The organism is Gallalistipes aquisgranensis (assembly GCF_014982715.1).
Classification (GTDB): domain Bacteria; phylum Bacteroidota; class Bacteroidia; order Bacteroidales; family Rikenellaceae; genus Gallalistipes; species Gallalistipes aquisgranensis.
In genome coordinates this window covers 93,063-110,404 of sequence record NZ_JADCJY010000002.1, presented here as the reverse complement: position 1 = coordinate 110,404, position 17,342 = coordinate 93,063, and the positions used below count along the sequence as shown (strand labels likewise).

The following is a 17,342-nucleotide window of genomic DNA, read 5'->3' as shown; positions in this document are numbered from 1 at the left end:
TTCCTACGGAGAATGGGATGGAATCGGCCGCTTCTGCCGCCGCATTTGTCTGAACGATTCGTCGTGTATTGTGAAATCCGGTTTGATAAGGACGTAAACCAAATTTCGATACGCGATGAAGAAACTGGACTTTTTTAGCAGATTTTGTTTGATGGCTGCCGTTCTTGTGTCGGTGGCAGGATGTGAAAAGCACGGGACCGAATGGCCGGAGGAAGAGCCGGAAAAACCCGTGAAAGAGGGGGTGTATGTCCTGATGGAGGGAAATGCCAATGCCTCCCAGAACGGGGAGATGTATTTCATCGCACCGAACTCCACGGCGTTCCCCACCTTTGCGACCGATGGGGATATTTACGAGAAATCGAATCCGGGACACAAAGCGGGGAGCTATCTTGAAGATATGTATATCTATGATGGCAGGATGTATCTGGTCTCCCAGAAAGGAACCGATAACGGCGGGGACGGCCAGATCGTGATTCTGAATGCGGAGACGCTGAAAATCGAAGACGTTATCGAAACGGTCAATCTGGGTGCGCTGGACAATCATCCTCAGCATATCGCGGTGGTGAACGATAAGATATACATCCAGTATGCCGTCTCCGATATGGAAACACATTCGGGAATCCGGGTGTTCGATCTGAAAACCAAAAAGATGGCTTCTTCCGATATTGAGGGAACCTACGGGGAATTCTCCAAATCGGGGGCGGCCAAGGCCCGCATGCTCGTCAGCCGTGGCTATGTGTATGCCTCGTGCGGGGAGAGCCTCGTGATTATTGACCCGGCGACGGATCGGGTCGTCAAACGGATCACTTTCGAAGGCCGCCAGGTGAAGGATGTGGTCAAAGGCCGGGATGCGAACCTGTATCTGGCTGTTTCCGGTACTTTCGAGGTGTCAGGTTCGGGGTGGACCGCCACTTATACCTACACTTCCAAATCCAAAATCGTCAAGATGGATCATTCCGGAAATATACTGTCCGAGAAGGAGATAGATGTGTACTTCCCGGTTATGACCTATACACCCAATGTTTCCATGTGCGCCAGTCTTACAGAGGATGCTCTCTATTTCTCGGGGGGATACGACGATGATTATTATGCAACGGACAGTTTCTGCCGTTATGATTATACGACGGGCACCCTGACGAAAACGAGTATTTCGGAGACGACGGAAAATGTCAACGGGCTGATGGGTTATATGGCTGTCGATCCGTGGACGAATCGTCTGATCGTGCCCATTCAGGGCAATGTACTCGCCTCCTACGATGCTTCTACCTGCGAATTGGCCGAGTACGACAAAGCCAATAAGACCCCCGTACCGTTCTGTGCGGGAGTTTACAGTACGAAGCAGTTCGAGGCGACCTGGCTGGCCAGATAGCCGCCTTGTCCGCTGTTCGGTCGGGTAGGTATGATCCGTGTCCGGAAACCGTTTTTCCCTGTCCGGGTGTCGTTTCGGCAGGAGCCGGCTGAGAGAGGGATGTAGTTATTTGCCATAATAACCCGCCTTGTCTCCTGAGGGAATGTCCCCGGCGGGGAGAAAGACCGGTTGCCCGGAACGGAAAAAGGCGCTCCATCGGAGCGCCTTTTCTTATGGCAGCAGGGGCTATTTGCTACCCTTGGCCTGGTTGGCCACGGCTTCCATCAGTTTGCGTATCTCTTCCGGGTCGCCCAGAAAATAGTCCTTGACCGGTCGCAGGTCGTCGTCGAATTCGAAGACGTAAGGGACCGCCGTAGGCAGATTCAGACTCACGATGTCGTGGTCGGATATCTGTTTCAGATGCTTGATAATGCCCCGCAGGCTGTTGCCGTGGGCGACCACCAGCAATTGGTCGGCCGTTCGCAGCGAGGGGAGGATCGTCTCCTTCCAGTAGGGAAGACACCGTTTGATCGTCTCCTTGAGCGATTCCGTCAGGGGAAGTTCTCCGGGCGGGACGTTCCGGTACCGGATGTCGAACCGGGGATTGCGCGGATCGTCCCCGCCGAGGGCCGGAGCTGGAATGTCGTAGCTGCGGCGCCACAGGAGCACTTGTTCATCGCCGTATTCGGCTGCGGTTTCGGCCTTGTTCAGTCCTTGCAGGGCTCCGTAGTGCTTTTCGTTGAGCCTCCAGTCCTTTTCGACCGGAATCCAGTCGAGGTTCATCCGGTCGAGCACGTTGTCGAGGGTCTTCACGGCGCGCTTGAGATAGGAGGTGAAAGCCCTGTCGAAGACGAGGCCCGCCTCCTGCATCAGGTCGCCTGCCCGGAGCGCCTCTTTCACGCCCTGTTCGGTCAGGTCCACGTCGGTCCATCCCGTAAAGCGGTTCTCGAGGTTCCACTGGCTCTGTCCGTGTCTGAGTAGTACGATCTTTTTCATCTTTCTATGGTTTTTCGTTGCGTTTCACTTCGTTTTCCAGCGGTTTCCCGGCGGCGAAATCCGCCACGTTCCGGAGGGTCGTCCGCGCGATGTTGTGCAGCGCTTCGGCCGTGAAGAAACCCTGGTGGGAGGTCACGATCACGTTGTTGAACGAGAGAAGCCGCGCCAGTACGTCGTCGTCGATGATCTTGTCCGACTGGTCTTCGTAGAAGTATTCGGCCTCTTCCTCGTAGACGTCGAGCCCGGCCGCCCCGATCTTCTTCTCCTTCAGCCCTTCGATCAGGGCCGGGGTGTGGATCAGCCGGCCCCGACCGGTATTGATGAGAATCACGCCGTCCTTCATCCGGGCGATCGACCGCTCGTTAATCATGTAACGGGTCGATTCCGTCAGCGGACAATGGAGCGAGATGATGTCCGAGCGGCGGTAGAGATCGTCGAGGGAGGTGTACAGCACGTGGTTGTTGAGGGCGTATTCCGCATCGGGATAGGGGTCGTAGGCGATGACGTTCATGCCGAAACCCTGCAGAATGCGGATCAGCACCCGGGCGATCCGGCCCGTGCCGACGATTCCCGCCGTGCGGCCGTACAGGTCGAACCCGAGCAGCCCGTGCAGCGAGAAGTTGCCGTCCCGCGTGCGCCAGTAGGCCCGGTGTATCTTGCGGTTCAGCGACAGCATCAGGGCCACGGCGTGCTCCGCTACGGCATGGGGCGAGTAAGCGGGTACACGGACCACGGTCAGGCCGTTTTCTGCGGCTGCCTGCAGGTCTACGTTGTTGAACCCGGCGCATCGCAGGGCCAGCAGCCGGACACCCTGGTCGGCCAGCGCCCGGATCGCTCCGGCATCGGCCGTGTCGTTCACGAAGATGCAGGCCGCCTCGTCGCCGCGGGCCAGGATGGCGCTGTCCGCGTTGAGGTGGCTTTTGTGGTAGTGGATGTCGAATTCGTATTCCTGGTTGACGGCGTCGAACGATTCGCGGTCGTAGGGCTTGGTTCCGAAAAAGGCGATTTTCATGTCGGTTCGCATTTGGGCCGGCCCGAAGGACGGGTTCGATATGATAACGTGTCGGTTGCTGAAAGTAATATGCACGGGATAAATTTTTACGATTTTTTACACTGGCCCTGCCTGTCCGGTCTTCCGGGTCAGGCCAGAGTGATTTCCGGGTCGAGGTAGACGTCCTGGATGGCGTTGAGCAGTTCGATTCCCTCTTTCATCGGTTTCTGGAAAGCCTTGCGGCCGCTGATAAGGCCCATGCCGCCGGCCCGTTTGTTGACAATGGCCGTGACGACGGCATCCTTCAGGTCGGATGCTCCGTGCGATTCGCCGCCCGAGTTGATGAGACCCACGCGCCCCATGTAGCCGTTGGCCACCTGGTAGCGGCACAGGTCGATCGGATGCGGCGATGCCAGCGCGGTATACATGCGGTCGTCCGTCTTGCCGAAGTGCAGGGCGGTAAATCCCCCGTTGCCTTCGGGCAGTTTCTGCTTGACGATGTCGGCCTGGATCGTGGCGCCCAGATGGTCGGCCTGCCCCGTCAGATCGGCAGCGGCGTGGTAGTCCACCCCGTCCTTTTTGAAATCGGCGTTACGCAGGTAGCACCAGAGGATTGTGGCCATGCCCCGCTCGTGGGCGTAGGCGAATGCTTCCGAAATCTCGACGATCTGCCGGCGGCTCTCGGCCGACCCGAAGTAGATGGTGGCCCCGATGGCGGCGGCACCCATGTTCCATGCTTCGTCCACCGTGCCGAAGAGGATCTGGTCGTAGCGGTTGGGATAGCTCAGCAGCTCGTTGTGGTTGATCTTGACGATGAAGGGGATTTTGTGGGCGTAGCGGCGGGCGACCGCGCCCAGTACGCCGAACGTCGAGGCGACGGCGTTGCATCCGCCCTCGATGGCCAGCCGGACGATGTTTTCCGGGTCGAAATAGAGAGGATTGGGCGCGAACGAGGCGCCTGCCGTGTGTTCGATGCCCTGATCGACGGGCAGGATCGAGACATATCCCGTTCCGCCCAGCCGCCCGTGGTCGAGGATGCGGCGCAGGGACACGAGCGCGGGAATACTGCGGTCGGTGGGGACCCACAGCTCGTCGACAGTCTGTGGCGAGGGAGCGTGGATCAGCGATTTGTCGATCGTCTTGCAGGTATGTCCCAGGTAATATTCCCGGTCGGCTCCCAGCAGTTCTTTGATGTCTTTCGTTTTCATGCGGTTCGTTTTTTTGTGTTCGTTTCTGCCGGATATAGAAACATCTTTAGTGCCAATCTGTTGTGTTCTGCCGGATTTTTCCGGGAAAGGTCTCTCCGTGTGATGGGGAGGCGACATGCCGTCACTTTCGGCGGAAGACGGTTCCGGTTCTGTCCGGACGTCTGCCTCCGGGTGACAGATCGTCCGTTTTTCCGCACACGTTCCGGACCGGCATACGGTTTAGCCCGGTTTTTGCGGTAAGAGGGAATAGATTGATTTTTAAAATTGTGAAATTATGAACAGTTATTTTGTCTCCCGATGGGAAAAATCGAAAGAGGCCGTTCGCTACTGGTGGCTGATGCTGCTGCTCGGGATCGCGCTCTTTATCGTGGGAATCGTCATTTTCGCCTATCCGGCGGCGAGTTATCTCGGCATGTCCGTCCTGTTCGGTTTCGTGATTCTCTTTTCCGGGATTTTCGAGATCGTGCTCTCGGTCTCCAACAATCATCTGGTCACGGGACGGGGCTGGCTGCTGGCGGCCGGAATCATCGAAGCGGTGCTCGGTCTGCTGCTGATCTTCAATGTAGCCCTGTCGGCGGCGGCGCTTCCCGTTTTTCTGGGATTCTGGCTGCTGTTCCGCAGCTTTACGCTGATCGGTCTGGGCGGTGACATGAATTCGATGCAGGTGCCCGGCTCCGTGTGGACGATCGTCACGGGTGTGCTGCTGTTGCTCTGTTCGCTGGCCATCCTGTTCCAGCCCGTCGTGTTCGGGGCGCAGGCCGTGGTGATCTGGGTCGGTCTCTCCTTCCTCATGGCGGGAATTTCGGCGGCCGTCTTCGCTTTCCAGCTCAAGAATGTCCACAAGGCGTTCCAGCAGTAACGGCGGGGACACAATAAAAAAAGGAGGCTTCAAGAAGCCTCCTTTTTTTATTTGTACATGCGTGACCTACGGCAGGATTTTCGCCTCGTCCACGTCGTCGTTGCGGTGTCCGAACCGGAACCAGTTCACCAGCTCCGACACGCCGTACACCATGCTTGCCACCCCCAGCAGGACGAGCGCCGTGGCAGCCGCCCCGAACGGGTTGAACAGAACGATGACACCGCAGAGCAGGATCAGCACCGGCACCACGTAGAAGCCTCCCGGAACGGGGCCCCATTTGCGGGCCGAGGAGAGCGATACGATCTGCTGGATGCCGCCCAGTACCAGAATGAATCCGAGCAGGTACATGAGGATGCTGACGAAAAATCCGGGCATGGCCAGCAGCAGGATGCCGAACAGCAGGCTGCCGGCTCCGGTCAGCGGGAACCGGGCGTCGGGATAGCGCTCCCGGTTGCGCAGCAGATAGCCGAGGATGGCGATCATTCCGGGTACCATGAAGAGGATGCCTATGGTGATGACCAGGTAGATCAGGGCGTTGGCGGGCCAGATGATGAGCACCAGTCCGATGACCAGTGCGAAAATGGTGCGGAGCATGAAATAATTGACGTTTTTCATAATCGTCGGGTTTAATCGGTTACAGAAGCGAAGATACAAATTAATTGCCATGATCGGACGGTCGCCGGGTACTTTATTGTTCCGTCTGTACGGACGGTATCTCTTTCTCCATGACGTAGTCGTCCATCACGTATCCGTGTCCGATGTCGGTGACCTGTGTCCGCACGGTCCGCAGGCCCTTCCGTCGATAGACGGCGATCGCATGCCCGTTGTGCCGGTTGACCGTCAGCCAGAGGGCGTGCAGCCCCAGCTGTCGGCATCTCTCTTCCAGAAAGCGGAATGTCTCGCCTGCATACCCCTTGCCGCGGGCCCCCTTCGTCAGGTAGAGTTTGCTCAGGAAGAGCTTTCCTCCGTCGGGACGGACACCCGTGTAGCCTACGGGGATCTTCCCTTCGCAGATGAAGAAATAGGAATAACCCTCTTCCGAAATCTGCCGGGCCAGGGCGGGTTCGGACTGGAACCTTTCGACCATGTAGTCGATCTGTCCCTCGGGGAGGAGCGGCGGAAAATATTCGTGCCACACCCCGCGGGCCATTTCGGCCAGCGCGGCGATCTGCTCGGGCGTCTCGACAGGGATGAATCGTGGAAGCATACGCAGTGTTCGGTTTTCCGCAAAGATACGGAAAACGGGCGGTTCCGACAACTGTCCGGTTTCGTCAGGAGGGTGATTTCCCCGGATTATGTTACCGAATTGTTAAGTCTGGATTATCAAATCTTTAAGAAACGGACAGACGGGTGAAGCGTTCGTTTCCCTTTTCTATCTTTGCGTCCGGACAATGATTTTATCCGGAACGGATCGCAGATGAACAGGACCATTTTCACGATTTTTCTCGCGGCCTGCGGCCTTTGCTCCGCAGTCCAGGCCCAGCGGATCAAGGGCAGCGATACGGTGCTTCCCCTGACACAGGAACTTTCCGAACGATTCCTGAAAGAACATCCCTCGTCGGAGATCGTCGTTACGGGTGGCGGCTCCGGAGTCGGGCTGGCGGCCCTGCCGGAGAACACGACCGACATTGCCATGGCTTCGCGGAGGATCAAATTCGGCGAAAAGATGAAATTCGCCAAAATCGGGCTGGAGGTGAAAGAGGTCGTGGTGGCCTACGATGCGCTGGCCGTGGTGGTCAACCCCTCGAATCCTGTGGACCGTCTCACGCGCGAGCAGCTCGAAGCCATTTTCCGCGGCAAGATCACCAACTGGAAAGAGGTGGGCGGTCCCGACCGCAGGATCGTGGTCTATTCCCGCGAGACCTCTTCCGGCACCTACGAGTTCTTCAAGGAGAGCGTCCTCTCGAACAAGAATTACATGAGCAGCATCCTCTCGATGCCTGCCACGGGGGCTATCATCCAGTCGGTGCGGCAGACGCGCGGGGCCATCGGCTATATAGGGCTGGCCTACCTGAATCCCTACGTGAAGGCGCTGGCCGTTTCCTACGACGGGGGCCGGAACTATGCGCTGCCGTCGGTGGAGAATGCCTTCGACGGCTCCTATCCGGTGGTGCGGCCGCTCTACTACTATTACGATGCAGCAAAGGAGGAGCAGGTGGCTCCTTTCGTCTCCTACATTCTCTCGCAGGAGGGACAGCGCCTTGTGCGCGAAGAGGGATTCGTCCCGGTGAGGGGGGAAAACGATGCACCTGTCCGTTCGAAAGAGTGATATGAAAAAGTTATTCGAAAAGATCGTGCAGGGCCTGCTCACGTGCAGCGGCTTCGTCACGAGCATCGTCATCCTGTTGATTATCGGGTTTCTTTTCACGGAGGGTGCCGGACTGTTCCGCGGACACGTCATCGAGGAGGGCTACGTGCTGGCGCTCAACCGGGAGAATCCCGTGAGCCGGCTGACCGCCGCCCAGATCAAGGGCGTGTTCGACGAGGACATCGTCAATTGGAAAGAGGTGGGCGGTCCCGATCTGGCGATCGAGACGTTCCGTCTGGAGGATGTGGACCGTTATTTCTCCGGGGAGGAACTTGGCCCGCAGTACGAGCGGGCCGGCGAGGCCATCGCGGGACTGGTGGCGGAGCGTCCGGGCATGGTGGCCTTCGTGCCTCGGGTGTTGGTTCCCGAAGGGGCCGACCTGCATTTTATCGAGGACCGGACCATCTCTCCGGCCGAGGTGTTCGCCGGGGCGGAGTGGTTTCCGACCGCGACCCCGGCTCCGCTGTTCGGCATGCTGCCCCTGCTGGCCGGTACGCTGTGGGTGAGCCTTTTCGCCATTCTTTTCGCCCTGCCGTTCGGAATCAGCGTGGCGATCTATATGTCCGAGGTGGCTTCGGAGCGTGTGCGGAGTGTCCTGAAACCCGTGATCGAGCTGCTGAACGGTATTCCTTCGGTGGTGTACGGATTTTTCGGACTGATCGTCATCGTCCCCCTGTTGCAGCAGGGATTCGACCTGCCGGTGGGCGAGAGCGGGTTGGCCGGTAGCATCGTACTGGCCATTATGGCGTTGCCGACCATGATCACGGTGGCCGAAGATGCCATGCGAAGCTGTCCCCGGTCGCTCCGCGAGGCGAGCCTCGCGCTGGGAGCCACCCGCTGGCAGACCATCTACCGGGTGGTGATCCCTTCGTCCGTTTCGGGCATTACTTCGGGTGTCGTACTCGGAATCGGACGGGCCGTGGGCGAGACGATGGCCGTGCTGATGGTCACGGGCAATGCCGCCGTGATCCCGACCTCCCTGCTGGAGCCGTTGCGCACCATCCCTGCCACGATCGCTGCCGAGCTGGGCGAAGCGCCGGCCGGAGGTCCGCATTACCAGGCCCTTTTCCTGCTGGGCGTCATCCTCTTTTTCATCACGCTCGCCATCAACCTGAGTGTGGAGTATATCTCCTCCAAAAATAAATAAAGCATGGAATCATCCTTCCGCCCCGACAGATACGACCTGCGCAAACGACGCTCGCAGCAGGCGGCATTCGCGCTGTTCCGGGCTTTCAGCCTCTTTATCGCCCTGATCCTGCTGGCCATCCTCGGCTTTATCATCTACAAGGGGGCGGGTGTCATCAGCTGGGAGTTCCTGACCGAAGCCCCCTCGGACGGCATGACCTCCGGAGGTATCTTCCCCGCTATCGTCGGCACGCTGCTGCTGATGCTCGGCAGCGCCGTGGTGGCGTTCCCGGTGGGAATCATGAGCGGCATCTACATGAGCGAGTACGCCTCGGGCGGATGGCTCGTACGTTTCATCCGTCTGATGACCAACAATCTGAGCGGTGTCCCCTCGATCGTGTTCGGCCTGTTCGGTATGGCGCTCTTCGTGAAGTACCTCGGGTTCGGCGACAGCATCCTGGCCGGGTCGCTCACGCTGGGCCTGTTGTCCCTGCCGCTGGTGATCCGTACCACGGAAGAGGCGTTGAAGGACATTCCCTCCAGCTTCCGTGAGGGAAGCCTTGCGCTCGGGGCCAGCAAACTGCAGACGATCTGGAAGGTGATCCTGCCGATGGGCATGCCCCGGATCATCACGGGACTGATCCTCTCGCTGGGACGCGTATCGGGCGAGACGGCCCCGATCCTTTTCACCTGTGCCGCCTACTTTTTCCCGCAGCTTCCGGCATCGGTCTTCGACCAGTGCATGGCCCTGCCCTATCATCTCTACGTGATTTCCACCAGCGGGACGGATATCGAGGCACAGCAGCCCATCGCCTACGGAACGGCGCTGGTGCTCGTGGCCATCGTCCTCGTGGTGAACCTGCTGGCCGGCGGACTGCGCCGTTATTTTGAAAACAGACTGAAAACGAAATAAATCTTATGGAGAAAATCGAAGTCAGGGAGGTCGATTTCTATTACGGCAAGTTCCATGCGCTGAAGAATATCTCGATGGAGGTGTCGCAGAACAGCGTTGTGGCTTTCATCGGGCCGTCGGGTTGCGGGAAATCCACCTTCCTGCGCCTTTTCAACCGAATGAACGACCTGATTCCCGGGGCACGGCTCACCGGCCAGGTGCTGATCGACGGCCGGGACATCTATGCGCCCGGCGTGGAGGTCGATTTGCTGCGCAAGGAGGTGGGTATGGTCTTCCAGCGTCCCAATCCCTTCCCGAAGAGCATCTTCGACAACGTGGCCTACGGATTGCGAGTGAACGGCATCCGGGACAAAGGTTTCATCGCCCACCGGGTGGAGGAGGCCCTGAAGGGAGCCGCCCTCTGGGATGAGGTGAAGGACAAACTGAAGGCTTCTGCCTATGCTCTCTCCGGCGGACAGCAGCAGCGGCTCTGCATTGCCCGGGCCATGGCGGTCTCGCCTTCCGTGCTGCTGATGGACGAACCCGCCTCGGCGCTCGACCCGATCTCGACGGCGAAGGTGGAGGAGCTGATCCGCGAACTGAAAAAGGAGGTGACGATCATCATCGTGACCCACAACATGCAGCAGGCGGCCCGCGTGAGCGACCGAACGGCTTTCTTCTACATGGGCGAAATGGTGGAGTACGACGATACGAAGGTGATCTTCACCCATCCGCACAAGGAGGCGACCCAGAACTACATCACGGGGCGTTTCGGATAACGGGAAACAGGTAAAACGAAAACGATATGGTGAAATTTATCGAATCGGAGCTGGTGCAGCTCCGGCGGGAGGTGGACCGGATGTGGACGCTGGTCTACAACCAGATGGATCAGGCCCGGCAGGCCGTCATGACGCTCGACCGCCAGCTGGCCCAGCAGATCGTGGTGCGTGAGCGGCGGGTGGATGCCTTCGAACTGAAGATCGACAGCGACGTGGAGGATTTCATCGCCCTCTACAACCCTGTGGCGGTCGATCTGCGTTTCGTGTTGGCAATGCTCAAGATTAACGGCGATCTGGAACGGATCGGCGACTACGCCGACGGGATCGCCCGTTTCGTGGGGGATGTCGATGCCGAGGGGATCGACCCCCAGTTGTTGCAGGATCTGCAGGTGGAAGCCATGTTTTCCGTCGTGCTGACAATGCTCGAGGAGTTACAGGAGGCGCTGAACGGAGAGGATGCCGAAAAGGCGGCATCCGTGCTGGCCATGGATGACCGGCTGGACCGGATCAACCGGGCTTCGGGAGCCATTCTGACCGATTATGCGCGGCGCAATCCCGATGCGATTCCGCTCTGTCTCGAATTCGGCGGGGTTTTCCGCAAACTGGAGCGTACGGGAGACCACCTGACCAATATCGCCGAGGAGATCGTCTTTTATATCGACGCCAAGGTGCTCAAACACAAAGGTTCGCAGGAGAAGGGGGAGAAAAAGACCCCGGCCGGAAAGAAGTGACCGGCCGGGCGGTCGTCAGTGGGCCACCTTGTCCGGGTCGGCTCCCGAACCGACGGGGCCCTGGATATGTCCGATGAAGTCCATCTCTTCGTCCGTCAGTTCGAAATCGAAAATACGGGTGTTCTCCTCGATCCGCGAGGGCGTGACCGACTTGGGCAGCGGGACGATGCCGCGTTGCAGGTGCCACCGCAGGCAGACCTGGGCGACCGTCTTGCCGTGCCGCCCGGCGATTTCGTTCAGTGCGGGCATCTGGGAGAGGCGTCCCTGGGAGAGGGGACCCCACGCCTCGACGATGATTCCGTGCGTCCGGCAATACTCCACGGCCTGCGTATGGTTGAGCCCGGGATGGATTTCGATCTGGTCCACCATCGGGGGGATCGTGGCGGTCACCATCAGCGAGTCGATGTGGTGCGGCATGAAGTTGCTGACGCCGATGGCCCCGATGTAGCCGTCGCGGTAGAGTTTTTCCATGGCCCGCCAGCTTTCGCGGTTCATCTCGGCCCAGTCCTGTTCGTGCCCCTTGCCGATGGGCCAGTGGATCAGATAGAGGTCGAGGTAGTCCGTGCCGAGCGCCTTCATCGTGCGGTCGAAGGCTTCCAGTGTCGATTCATACCCCTGGTCGCGGTTCCACAGCTTGCTGGTGAGGAAGATTTCGTTGCGGTCGATGCCGCTTTCCCGGACGGCCTGTCCCACGCTCCGCTCATTGCCGTAGACGGATGCGGTGTCGATCAGCCGGTAGCCGATGCGGAGTGCCTCCTTGACGGAATCGACGGTTTCCGCGCCGTCCGGCGTGAGGAAGGTGCCGAAGCCCACGCACGGGATTTTCTTCCCGTTGGCGAGCGTGTAGGTGTCTCGAATGGATGTCAGTTTCATAATCCGGTCTTTATTGGTTGTGCATACATATCTTGCAACAATGATACAAATATATTCCGAATTCCGTCGGACCGGGAGGAAAAAAAGCGGCCGTCCGTAAGACGGGTGCCGGATTGCGCATCTCCGGCCTTCGGATTCACATGCGGTTTCCTCGCTGCGGTCAGATCACCTCGAAACTCCCTTCGAGTAGGTCGGAGGTCCGGGACGAAGGGCCGATCAAGACCCGGAACAGGCCCGGTTCGACCGACCGGTTCAGGTAGAGGTCGTAGGTCTCCATCATTTCGGGGGTGAGGGTGAAGGTGACCGTCCGTTTCTCGCCCGGCTCCAGCGCGATGCGGCGGAATCCCTTGAGCTCTTTGATCGGACGCGTGACGTCGCTGACAGGAGCGTTGAGGTACAGCTGGACGATCTCTTCACCCGCCCGGTCGCCCGTGTTTTGTACATCGACCGAAACGGTCACCGTCTCGTCCGCTTCGACGGTCGTCCGGTCGATCTTCAGCCCGGTGTAGGCGTAGGTCGTGTAGCTGAGCCCTTCGCCGAATTCGTACACGGCTCCGTGGGGGCTGCGGAAATAGCGGCGGACGTACTGGGACGGCTTCCGGTTGTAGAAGACGGGAATCTGTCCCACGTTGCGGGGGAAGCTGACCGTGAGTTTGCCGCTGGGATTCACCTTGCCCCAGAGGATTTCGGCGACGGCCTGCCCTCCGAAACTGCCCGGCTCCCATGCTTCGACGATCGCCGGAATATGTTCCTTCATGTACGTGAAGTCGAGCGGCCGGGCATTCACCACCACGCCTACGACCGGTGTGCCGCTCCGGTGGACGGCTTCCAGCAGCCGGGGCTGCAGTCCCGGCAGGCGGATGTCGTCGCGGTCCACGTTCTCCCCGGCGGTCTGGTCCCTGCCCCGGTAGCGGAGCGAACATTCGCCCAGGCAGAGCACCACCAGGTCGTACCCGGAGGCGATCCGGGCCGCTTCCTCCACCTTCTCCCGCTTCATGCCCGGGATGGAGGTGCCCATGTCCAGAAAGTCGATCCGCACCCCTTCGGGCGATTGTTCCCGCATTCCCTCCACGATGGTCGTGACACGGTCGTCGGGTTGGAGCAGGCTCCAGTCGCCCAGCAGCGACTGGCTGTCGGCATTGGGACCCGTGACGAGGATTTTCCGGTATTTTTTCGCGTCGAGCGGCAGGATACCGTTTTCGTTCTTGAGCAGGACGATCGACTTGCGGGCCATGTCGAGCGAATGGGCCCGGTGCTCTTCGGTGAACACCTGCGAGGCCATGGCCGCGGTGTCGGCCAGCGGCTGTTCGAAGAGGCCCAGCCGGAATTTGGCCGAGAGAATCCGCCGGACCGATTCGTCGATCCGTTTTTCGGAGATTTTCCCTTCGCGGACCAGTTCGAGCAGCGGTTCGGCGAAACCGGGACCGTGCATGTGCATGTCCATGCCGGCCCGTACGGTCTTGTAGACCGCCTCCTTCTGCGACGCCGCCACGCGGTGGACCTCCGCCAGTCGTTCGATGTCCAGGAAGTCGCTCACGTAGAAGCCTTCGAATCCCCACGCCTCGCGGACCAGATCGTTCATCAGGTAGCGGTGGGCGTGGCAGGGCACTCCGTTGATTTCGTTGTGGGCAGGCATGAAGGTGCAGGCCCCGGCCTCCACGGCAGCCTTGTAGGGCGGCAGATAGACTTCGAGCAGGGTCCGTTCCGACAGGTCGGTCGGGGCGACGTTCAGCCCGTTGATCGGTTCGCTCCCTCCCACCAGATGTTTGGCGCAGGCGAGCACCCCTCCTTTCAGGTCATCGCCCTGCAATCCGCGGATCATGGCCGCCCCCATCTCGGCGACCAGCAGCGGGTCTTCGCCGAAGGTCTCTCCCGTGCGGCCCCACCGGGCGTCCCGTGCGATGTCGAGATTGGGTGAGAAGGCCCACTGCGATCCGGTGGCACGCATTTCGAGGGCGGTCTGCCGGGCTGCCTCCTCCACCAGCGCGGGGCTCCACGTGCAGGACATGCCCATCTGGCTGGGGTAGACCGTGCAGCCGCTCACCATGCCGTTGCCGTGGATGGCGTCGATACCGATCAGCAGGGGGATTTTCAGCCGGCTCTGCCGGGCGAGTGTCTGCAGCCTGTTGGCTTCGGCGGGCGAGACTACGTGCAGGAACGAGCCGATCCGGCCTTCGGTCACGAGCCTTTCGAGGTCTGCGGTGCCGAGACCGGGGTAGAATGCGTAAGCGTCCTCGTTCTGCGCGAGGTTTTCGTTCCGGCGCCTTTCGGCGTCCAGGATATGTTCGATTCCCACATACTGGCACATCTGCCCGACCTTCTCTTCGAGGGTCATCCGCAGGAGAAGGTCCTCTACACGGGTCTCCGCAGGGAGCGACGGGTCGAGGTAGGCCGGTTCCGAATCGGTCGTGCGGCCGCATGCCGCGAGGAGCAGGGTGAACAGCAGAAAGGATTTGAGCGTCGTTTTCATACGTCGTTTTCCGGTTGGTCAGGGTAGGTGTGAGGGGACGGGTCGGTCCGTCCCTCTACAAAAATACGTTTTTTCCCGGAAATCGGAGCGGGGAAAACGAAGAACCGGAGCCGTCCGGATAAAAAAGCCTCCGCAGAGAGCTGCGGAGGCTATGGAAAATAGGGAAAGGACCGTTACAGGACCGTGACCGTCTCTTTCAGCCGGATGTCTTCGCTCGACGCTCCGACCATGATGTCGAACCGGCCCGGCTCCACCGTCCAGTTCATGTTCCGGTCGAGCAGCTGCAGGTGGGACGGATGCAGCTCGAAAGTGACCGTACGGGTCTCTCCCGGGGCGAGCGATACGCGTTCGAATCCCCGCAGTACGGAGGTGTAGGTGACCACGCTGCTTACCTTGTCGGTCACGTAGAGCTGCACCACCTCGTCGCCCTGACGGTCGCCCGTGTTGGTTACCTTCACCGTTACCGTGAATTTGCCGCCCGCATGGTTCTCTTTCGGGGATACCTGCAGGTCGGAGTAAGCGAAAGTCGTGTAGCTGAGTCCGTGGCCGAAAGGATAGATCGGGCCCAGAACGCGCGTCTCTCCGGCTCCGTTGGGGCCGCTTACGGGCTGTGCTCCGTGGGAACCTTTTTTGTAGGGGAAGTTCAGTTCGATCTGTCCGGTCGACTTCGGGAAGGTGATGGGAAGTTTGCCTCCCGGGTTGTTCTCCCCGAAAAGCGTCTCGGCGATCACCGTACCCCCTTCCACCGAGGGGAACCATGTTTCGAGAATGGCGGGGATGTGTTGGTCGGCCCAGTTGATCGTCAGGGGTTGTCCGTTGACCAGCACCAGCACCACGGGCACGCCGGTCGCGTGGAGCGCTTCCAGCAGTTGCTGCTGGCGTCCAGGCAGCTCCAGCGAGGTGCGCGAACGGCTTTCGCCCGTGCGCTTCTCGTCCTCGCCGAGCACGGCGATCACCACGTCGCTCTTCCGGGCCTGGCGCACGGCTTCGGCGATCATGCCGCGTTCCTTTGCCGAGAGGGGTGTGGCGGCGAGTTCCGTGTTGGGCCACCCTTCGTCGACCACTTCGCAGCCTTTGGCATAGCTTACCGAAGCGTCTTTACCCACGTAGTCGCGGATACCCTGCAAGGCGGTCACCGGAGTGAGGGCGTTGGGGCCGTAGCGGCTGATCATGAAGTTGCTTTCGTCGGCGAGCGGACCGGTCACGAGGATGCGTTTCACCTTTTTCCGGTCGAGCGGCAGCGTGTTGTCTTCGTTTTTCAGCAGCACCATCGACTGGCGTTGTATCTCCCTGGCGAAATCCAGATGCTTGTCCATGCCGGCCACGCCGATCGACTCGGGCGATTCGTCGGTGTAAGGCGCGTCGAACAGTCCGAGCCGGAATTTCACCGAGAGAACTTCGCGCACCCGCTGGTCGAGCACCTCTTCCGACAATTTGCCCGCCTTGACCAGCCGGCGGATCGGAAGGATGAAATCGGCCGGGGGCGTGAAGTGGGTACGGACGTTCAGTCCGGCTTCCAGCACCTGCCGGACGGCGTCGTCGTAACTTTCGGCCACCTGGTGTTTCGTGTAGATGAATTCCACCGCTTCGCTGTCGCTCACCACGTAACCGTCGAATCCGTACTGCTGGCGGAGCAGTTCGGTGAGAAAGTAGCGGCTGGCGCTGACCGGTTCCCCGTTCCAGTCGTTGTAGCTGCTCATCACGCCCATCGGTTTGGCCTCCTGCACGACCCGGCGGAACGGATAGAGGAACATTTCGTGGAGTTCGCGCGGGGCCACATGGGGATCGGTCCGGGCATTGCCGTCGCGGCCTCCCTTGGGGACGCTGTACACGGCGAAGTGCTTCAGCGTGGAGGCGATTCCCTGCGACTGGATACCCTCGACCATCCGGATGCCCAGTTCGGCGATCAGGAAGGGGTCCTCCCCGTAGCACTCCAGCGTCCGGCCCCAGCGGGGATCGCGCACGACGTCCAGAATGGGTGCATATACATTTTTGTAACCCAGCGCTTTGGCCTCCTTGCCGGCGATTTCGCCGGCCTGTCTGACGAGGGAGCGGTTCCAGGTCGAGCCGATTCCGATCGGTGCGGGCAACGGGGTGGCTTTGCTGTGGTTGAGACCGTGGATACCTTCGTTCGTGAATTCGACGGGAATGCCGAGCCGGGTCTGCTCGACGAACCATCGCTGTACGGCGTTCTTCGCCCTGACGTGTCCGGCGTAGTCCACGATCAGCTCCGGGGCGCGCCGGAGCCCGGACCCCACGCCGTTCAGCATCTCGTCGATATTGGCGATGCCGTCTTTCCACACTTCGTTTTTCCACCGCGGGGTGGGCAGCGAGTCTTTCAGCACGCGGCCGAAACCGTAAAGTGTGGCCAGCTGGCAGCTTTTCTCTTCGAGGGTCATTTGCGAAAGGAGGTCTTCGACACGTTCCGATACGGGACGCGCGGGGTCTTCGTAGATGTCCTTCCGTCCGTTTTTGTTGAAATCTATCCATCCGTCGCGGTAGATGTCGGCCGACGGCTGGGCGGTGCTCCCGTTGGCGAAGCCGCATCCCAGCAACAGAGCCGGCAGGAGTGTCCGGAAATTTTTCATGGTAATGGGTTTAGGGTGAATATTCAGGGTTTTTGTCTTTTCGTACCTTCCGTGAGGTTCTGTCGCAAATGTAAGCATATTTTGCGAATCGGCCGAAAAACGGGAGACGGCTGTATTATGAAAAAGAGGGTGCCGAATCCCGTCCGTGGTGCGGACGACGCATCGGGTTATACG

At 59.9% G+C, this 17,342-nt stretch carries 15 protein-coding genes; 7 read left to right on the top strand and 8 right to left on the bottom strand.

Annotation, left to right across the window (positions count from 1 at the left end):
* Nucleotides 1–151 precede the first annotated feature (151 nt).
* The gene (locus tag INF32_RS09800; protein WP_226388223.1) at nt 152–1,369 is read left to right on the top strand and encodes a DUF5074 domain-containing protein; all 1,218 of its coding nucleotides are present in this window, start codon (nt 152–154) and stop codon (nt 1,367–1,369) included.
* Nucleotides 1,370–1,594: 225 nt separating this feature from the next.
* Here the strand turns inward: INF32_RS09800 and gpmA are convergent, their stop codons facing one another.
* The 3 genes from gpmA to INF32_RS09785 all read right to left on the bottom strand — a co-directional run bounded on the left by gpmA (nt 1,595) and on the right by INF32_RS09785 (nt 4,543).
* Entirely contained in the window at nt 1,595–2,344 is a 750-nt protein-coding gene (gene gpmA / locus INF32_RS09795) for a 2,3-diphosphoglycerate-dependent phosphoglycerate mutase (RefSeq protein ID WP_226388222.1), read from the bottom strand.
* Nucleotides 2,345–2,348: 4 nt separating this feature from the next.
* A complete protein-coding gene (locus tag INF32_RS09790; protein WP_226388221.1) occupies nt 2,349–3,356 on the bottom strand; it encodes a 2-hydroxyacid dehydrogenase in 1,008 nt (335 codons plus the stop codon).
* A 128-nt stretch (nt 3,357–3,484) separates the two neighbouring features.
* Complete coding sequence (locus INF32_RS09785) at nt 3,485–4,543, bottom strand: class I fructose-bisphosphate aldolase (protein WP_226388220.1); 1,059 nt, start codon at nt 4,541–4,543, stop codon at nt 3,485–3,487.
* 274 nt (nt 4,544–4,817) lie between these two features.
* Here INF32_RS09785 and INF32_RS09780 point away from each other — a divergent pair, with 274 nt between their 5' ends.
* Nucleotides 4,818–5,402: an HdeD family acid-resistance protein gene (locus tag INF32_RS09780; protein WP_226388219.1), complete on the top strand. Its 585-nt coding sequence runs from the start codon at nt 4,818–4,820 to the stop codon at nt 5,400–5,402.
* A gap of 66 nt (nt 5,403–5,468) precedes the next feature.
* Here the strand turns inward: INF32_RS09780 and INF32_RS09775 are convergent, their stop codons facing one another.
* Both INF32_RS09775 and INF32_RS09770 read right to left on the bottom strand, forming a co-directional pair.
* Nucleotides 5,469–6,017 (bottom strand): HdeD family acid-resistance protein, encoded by a 549-nt coding sequence (locus tag INF32_RS09775; RefSeq protein WP_226388218.1) that lies wholly within the window; start codon nt 6,015–6,017, stop codon nt 5,469–5,471.
* Nucleotides 6,018–6,090: 73 nt separating this feature from the next.
* The gene (locus INF32_RS09770) at nt 6,091–6,609 is read right to left on the bottom strand and encodes a GNAT family N-acetyltransferase (protein ID WP_226388217.1); all 519 of its coding nucleotides are present in this window, start codon (nt 6,607–6,609) and stop codon (nt 6,091–6,093) included.
* A 210-nt stretch (nt 6,610–6,819) separates the two neighbouring features.
* Between INF32_RS09770 and INF32_RS09765 the strand changes: the two genes are divergently transcribed.
* From INF32_RS09765 to phoU, 5 genes are read left to right on the top strand one after another with little or no spacing between them, the layout of a single operon-like run.
* Entirely contained in the window at nt 6,820–7,671 is an 852-nt protein-coding gene (locus tag INF32_RS09765; protein WP_226388216.1) for a PstS family phosphate ABC transporter substrate-binding protein, read from the top strand.
* 1 nt (nt 7,672) lies between these two features.
* On the top strand, nt 7,673–8,857 hold the full coding sequence (pstC, locus tag INF32_RS09760) for a phosphate ABC transporter permease subunit PstC (protein ID WP_226388215.1): 1,185 nt from the start codon (nt 7,673–7,675) through the stop codon (nt 8,855–8,857).
* A gap of 3 nt (nt 8,858–8,860) precedes the next feature.
* Nucleotides 8,861–9,748, top strand: a complete 888-nt coding sequence (pstA, locus tag INF32_RS09755; RefSeq protein ID WP_226388214.1) for a phosphate ABC transporter permease PstA — start codon at nt 8,861–8,863, stop codon at nt 9,746–9,748.
* Nucleotides 9,749–9,753: 5 nt separating this feature from the next.
* Nucleotides 9,754–10,506 carry a phosphate ABC transporter ATP-binding protein PstB gene (gene pstB, locus INF32_RS09750; protein ID WP_226388213.1) on the top strand — a complete coding sequence of 251 codons (753 nt, stop codon included), beginning with the start codon at nt 9,754–9,756 and terminating at the stop codon, nt 10,504–10,506.
* A gap of 26 nt (nt 10,507–10,532) precedes the next feature.
* Nucleotides 10,533–11,237: a phosphate signaling complex protein PhoU gene (gene phoU, locus INF32_RS09745; protein WP_226388212.1), complete on the top strand. Its 705-nt coding sequence runs from the start codon at nt 10,533–10,535 to the stop codon at nt 11,235–11,237.
* A gap of 15 nt (nt 11,238–11,252) precedes the next feature.
* Here phoU and INF32_RS09740 read toward each other — a convergent pair whose 3' ends face one another.
* The 3 genes from INF32_RS09740 to INF32_RS09730 form a co-directional block, all read right to left on the bottom strand.
* Nucleotides 11,253–12,110, bottom strand: a complete 858-nt coding sequence (locus tag INF32_RS09740) for an aldo/keto reductase (protein WP_226388211.1) — start codon at nt 12,108–12,110, stop codon at nt 11,253–11,255.
* Between the two features lie 160 nt (nt 12,111–12,270).
* Nucleotides 12,271–14,580, bottom strand: a complete 2,310-nt coding sequence (locus INF32_RS09735; protein ID WP_226388210.1) for a glycoside hydrolase family 3 N-terminal domain-containing protein — start codon at nt 14,578–14,580, stop codon at nt 12,271–12,273.
* Between the two features lie 173 nt (nt 14,581–14,753).
* Nucleotides 14,754–17,168 carry a glycoside hydrolase family 3 N-terminal domain-containing protein gene (locus tag INF32_RS09730; protein ID WP_226388209.1) on the bottom strand — a complete coding sequence of 805 codons (2,415 nt, stop codon included), beginning with the start codon at nt 17,166–17,168 and terminating at the stop codon, nt 14,754–14,756.
* Nucleotides 17,169–17,342 lie beyond the last annotated feature (174 nt).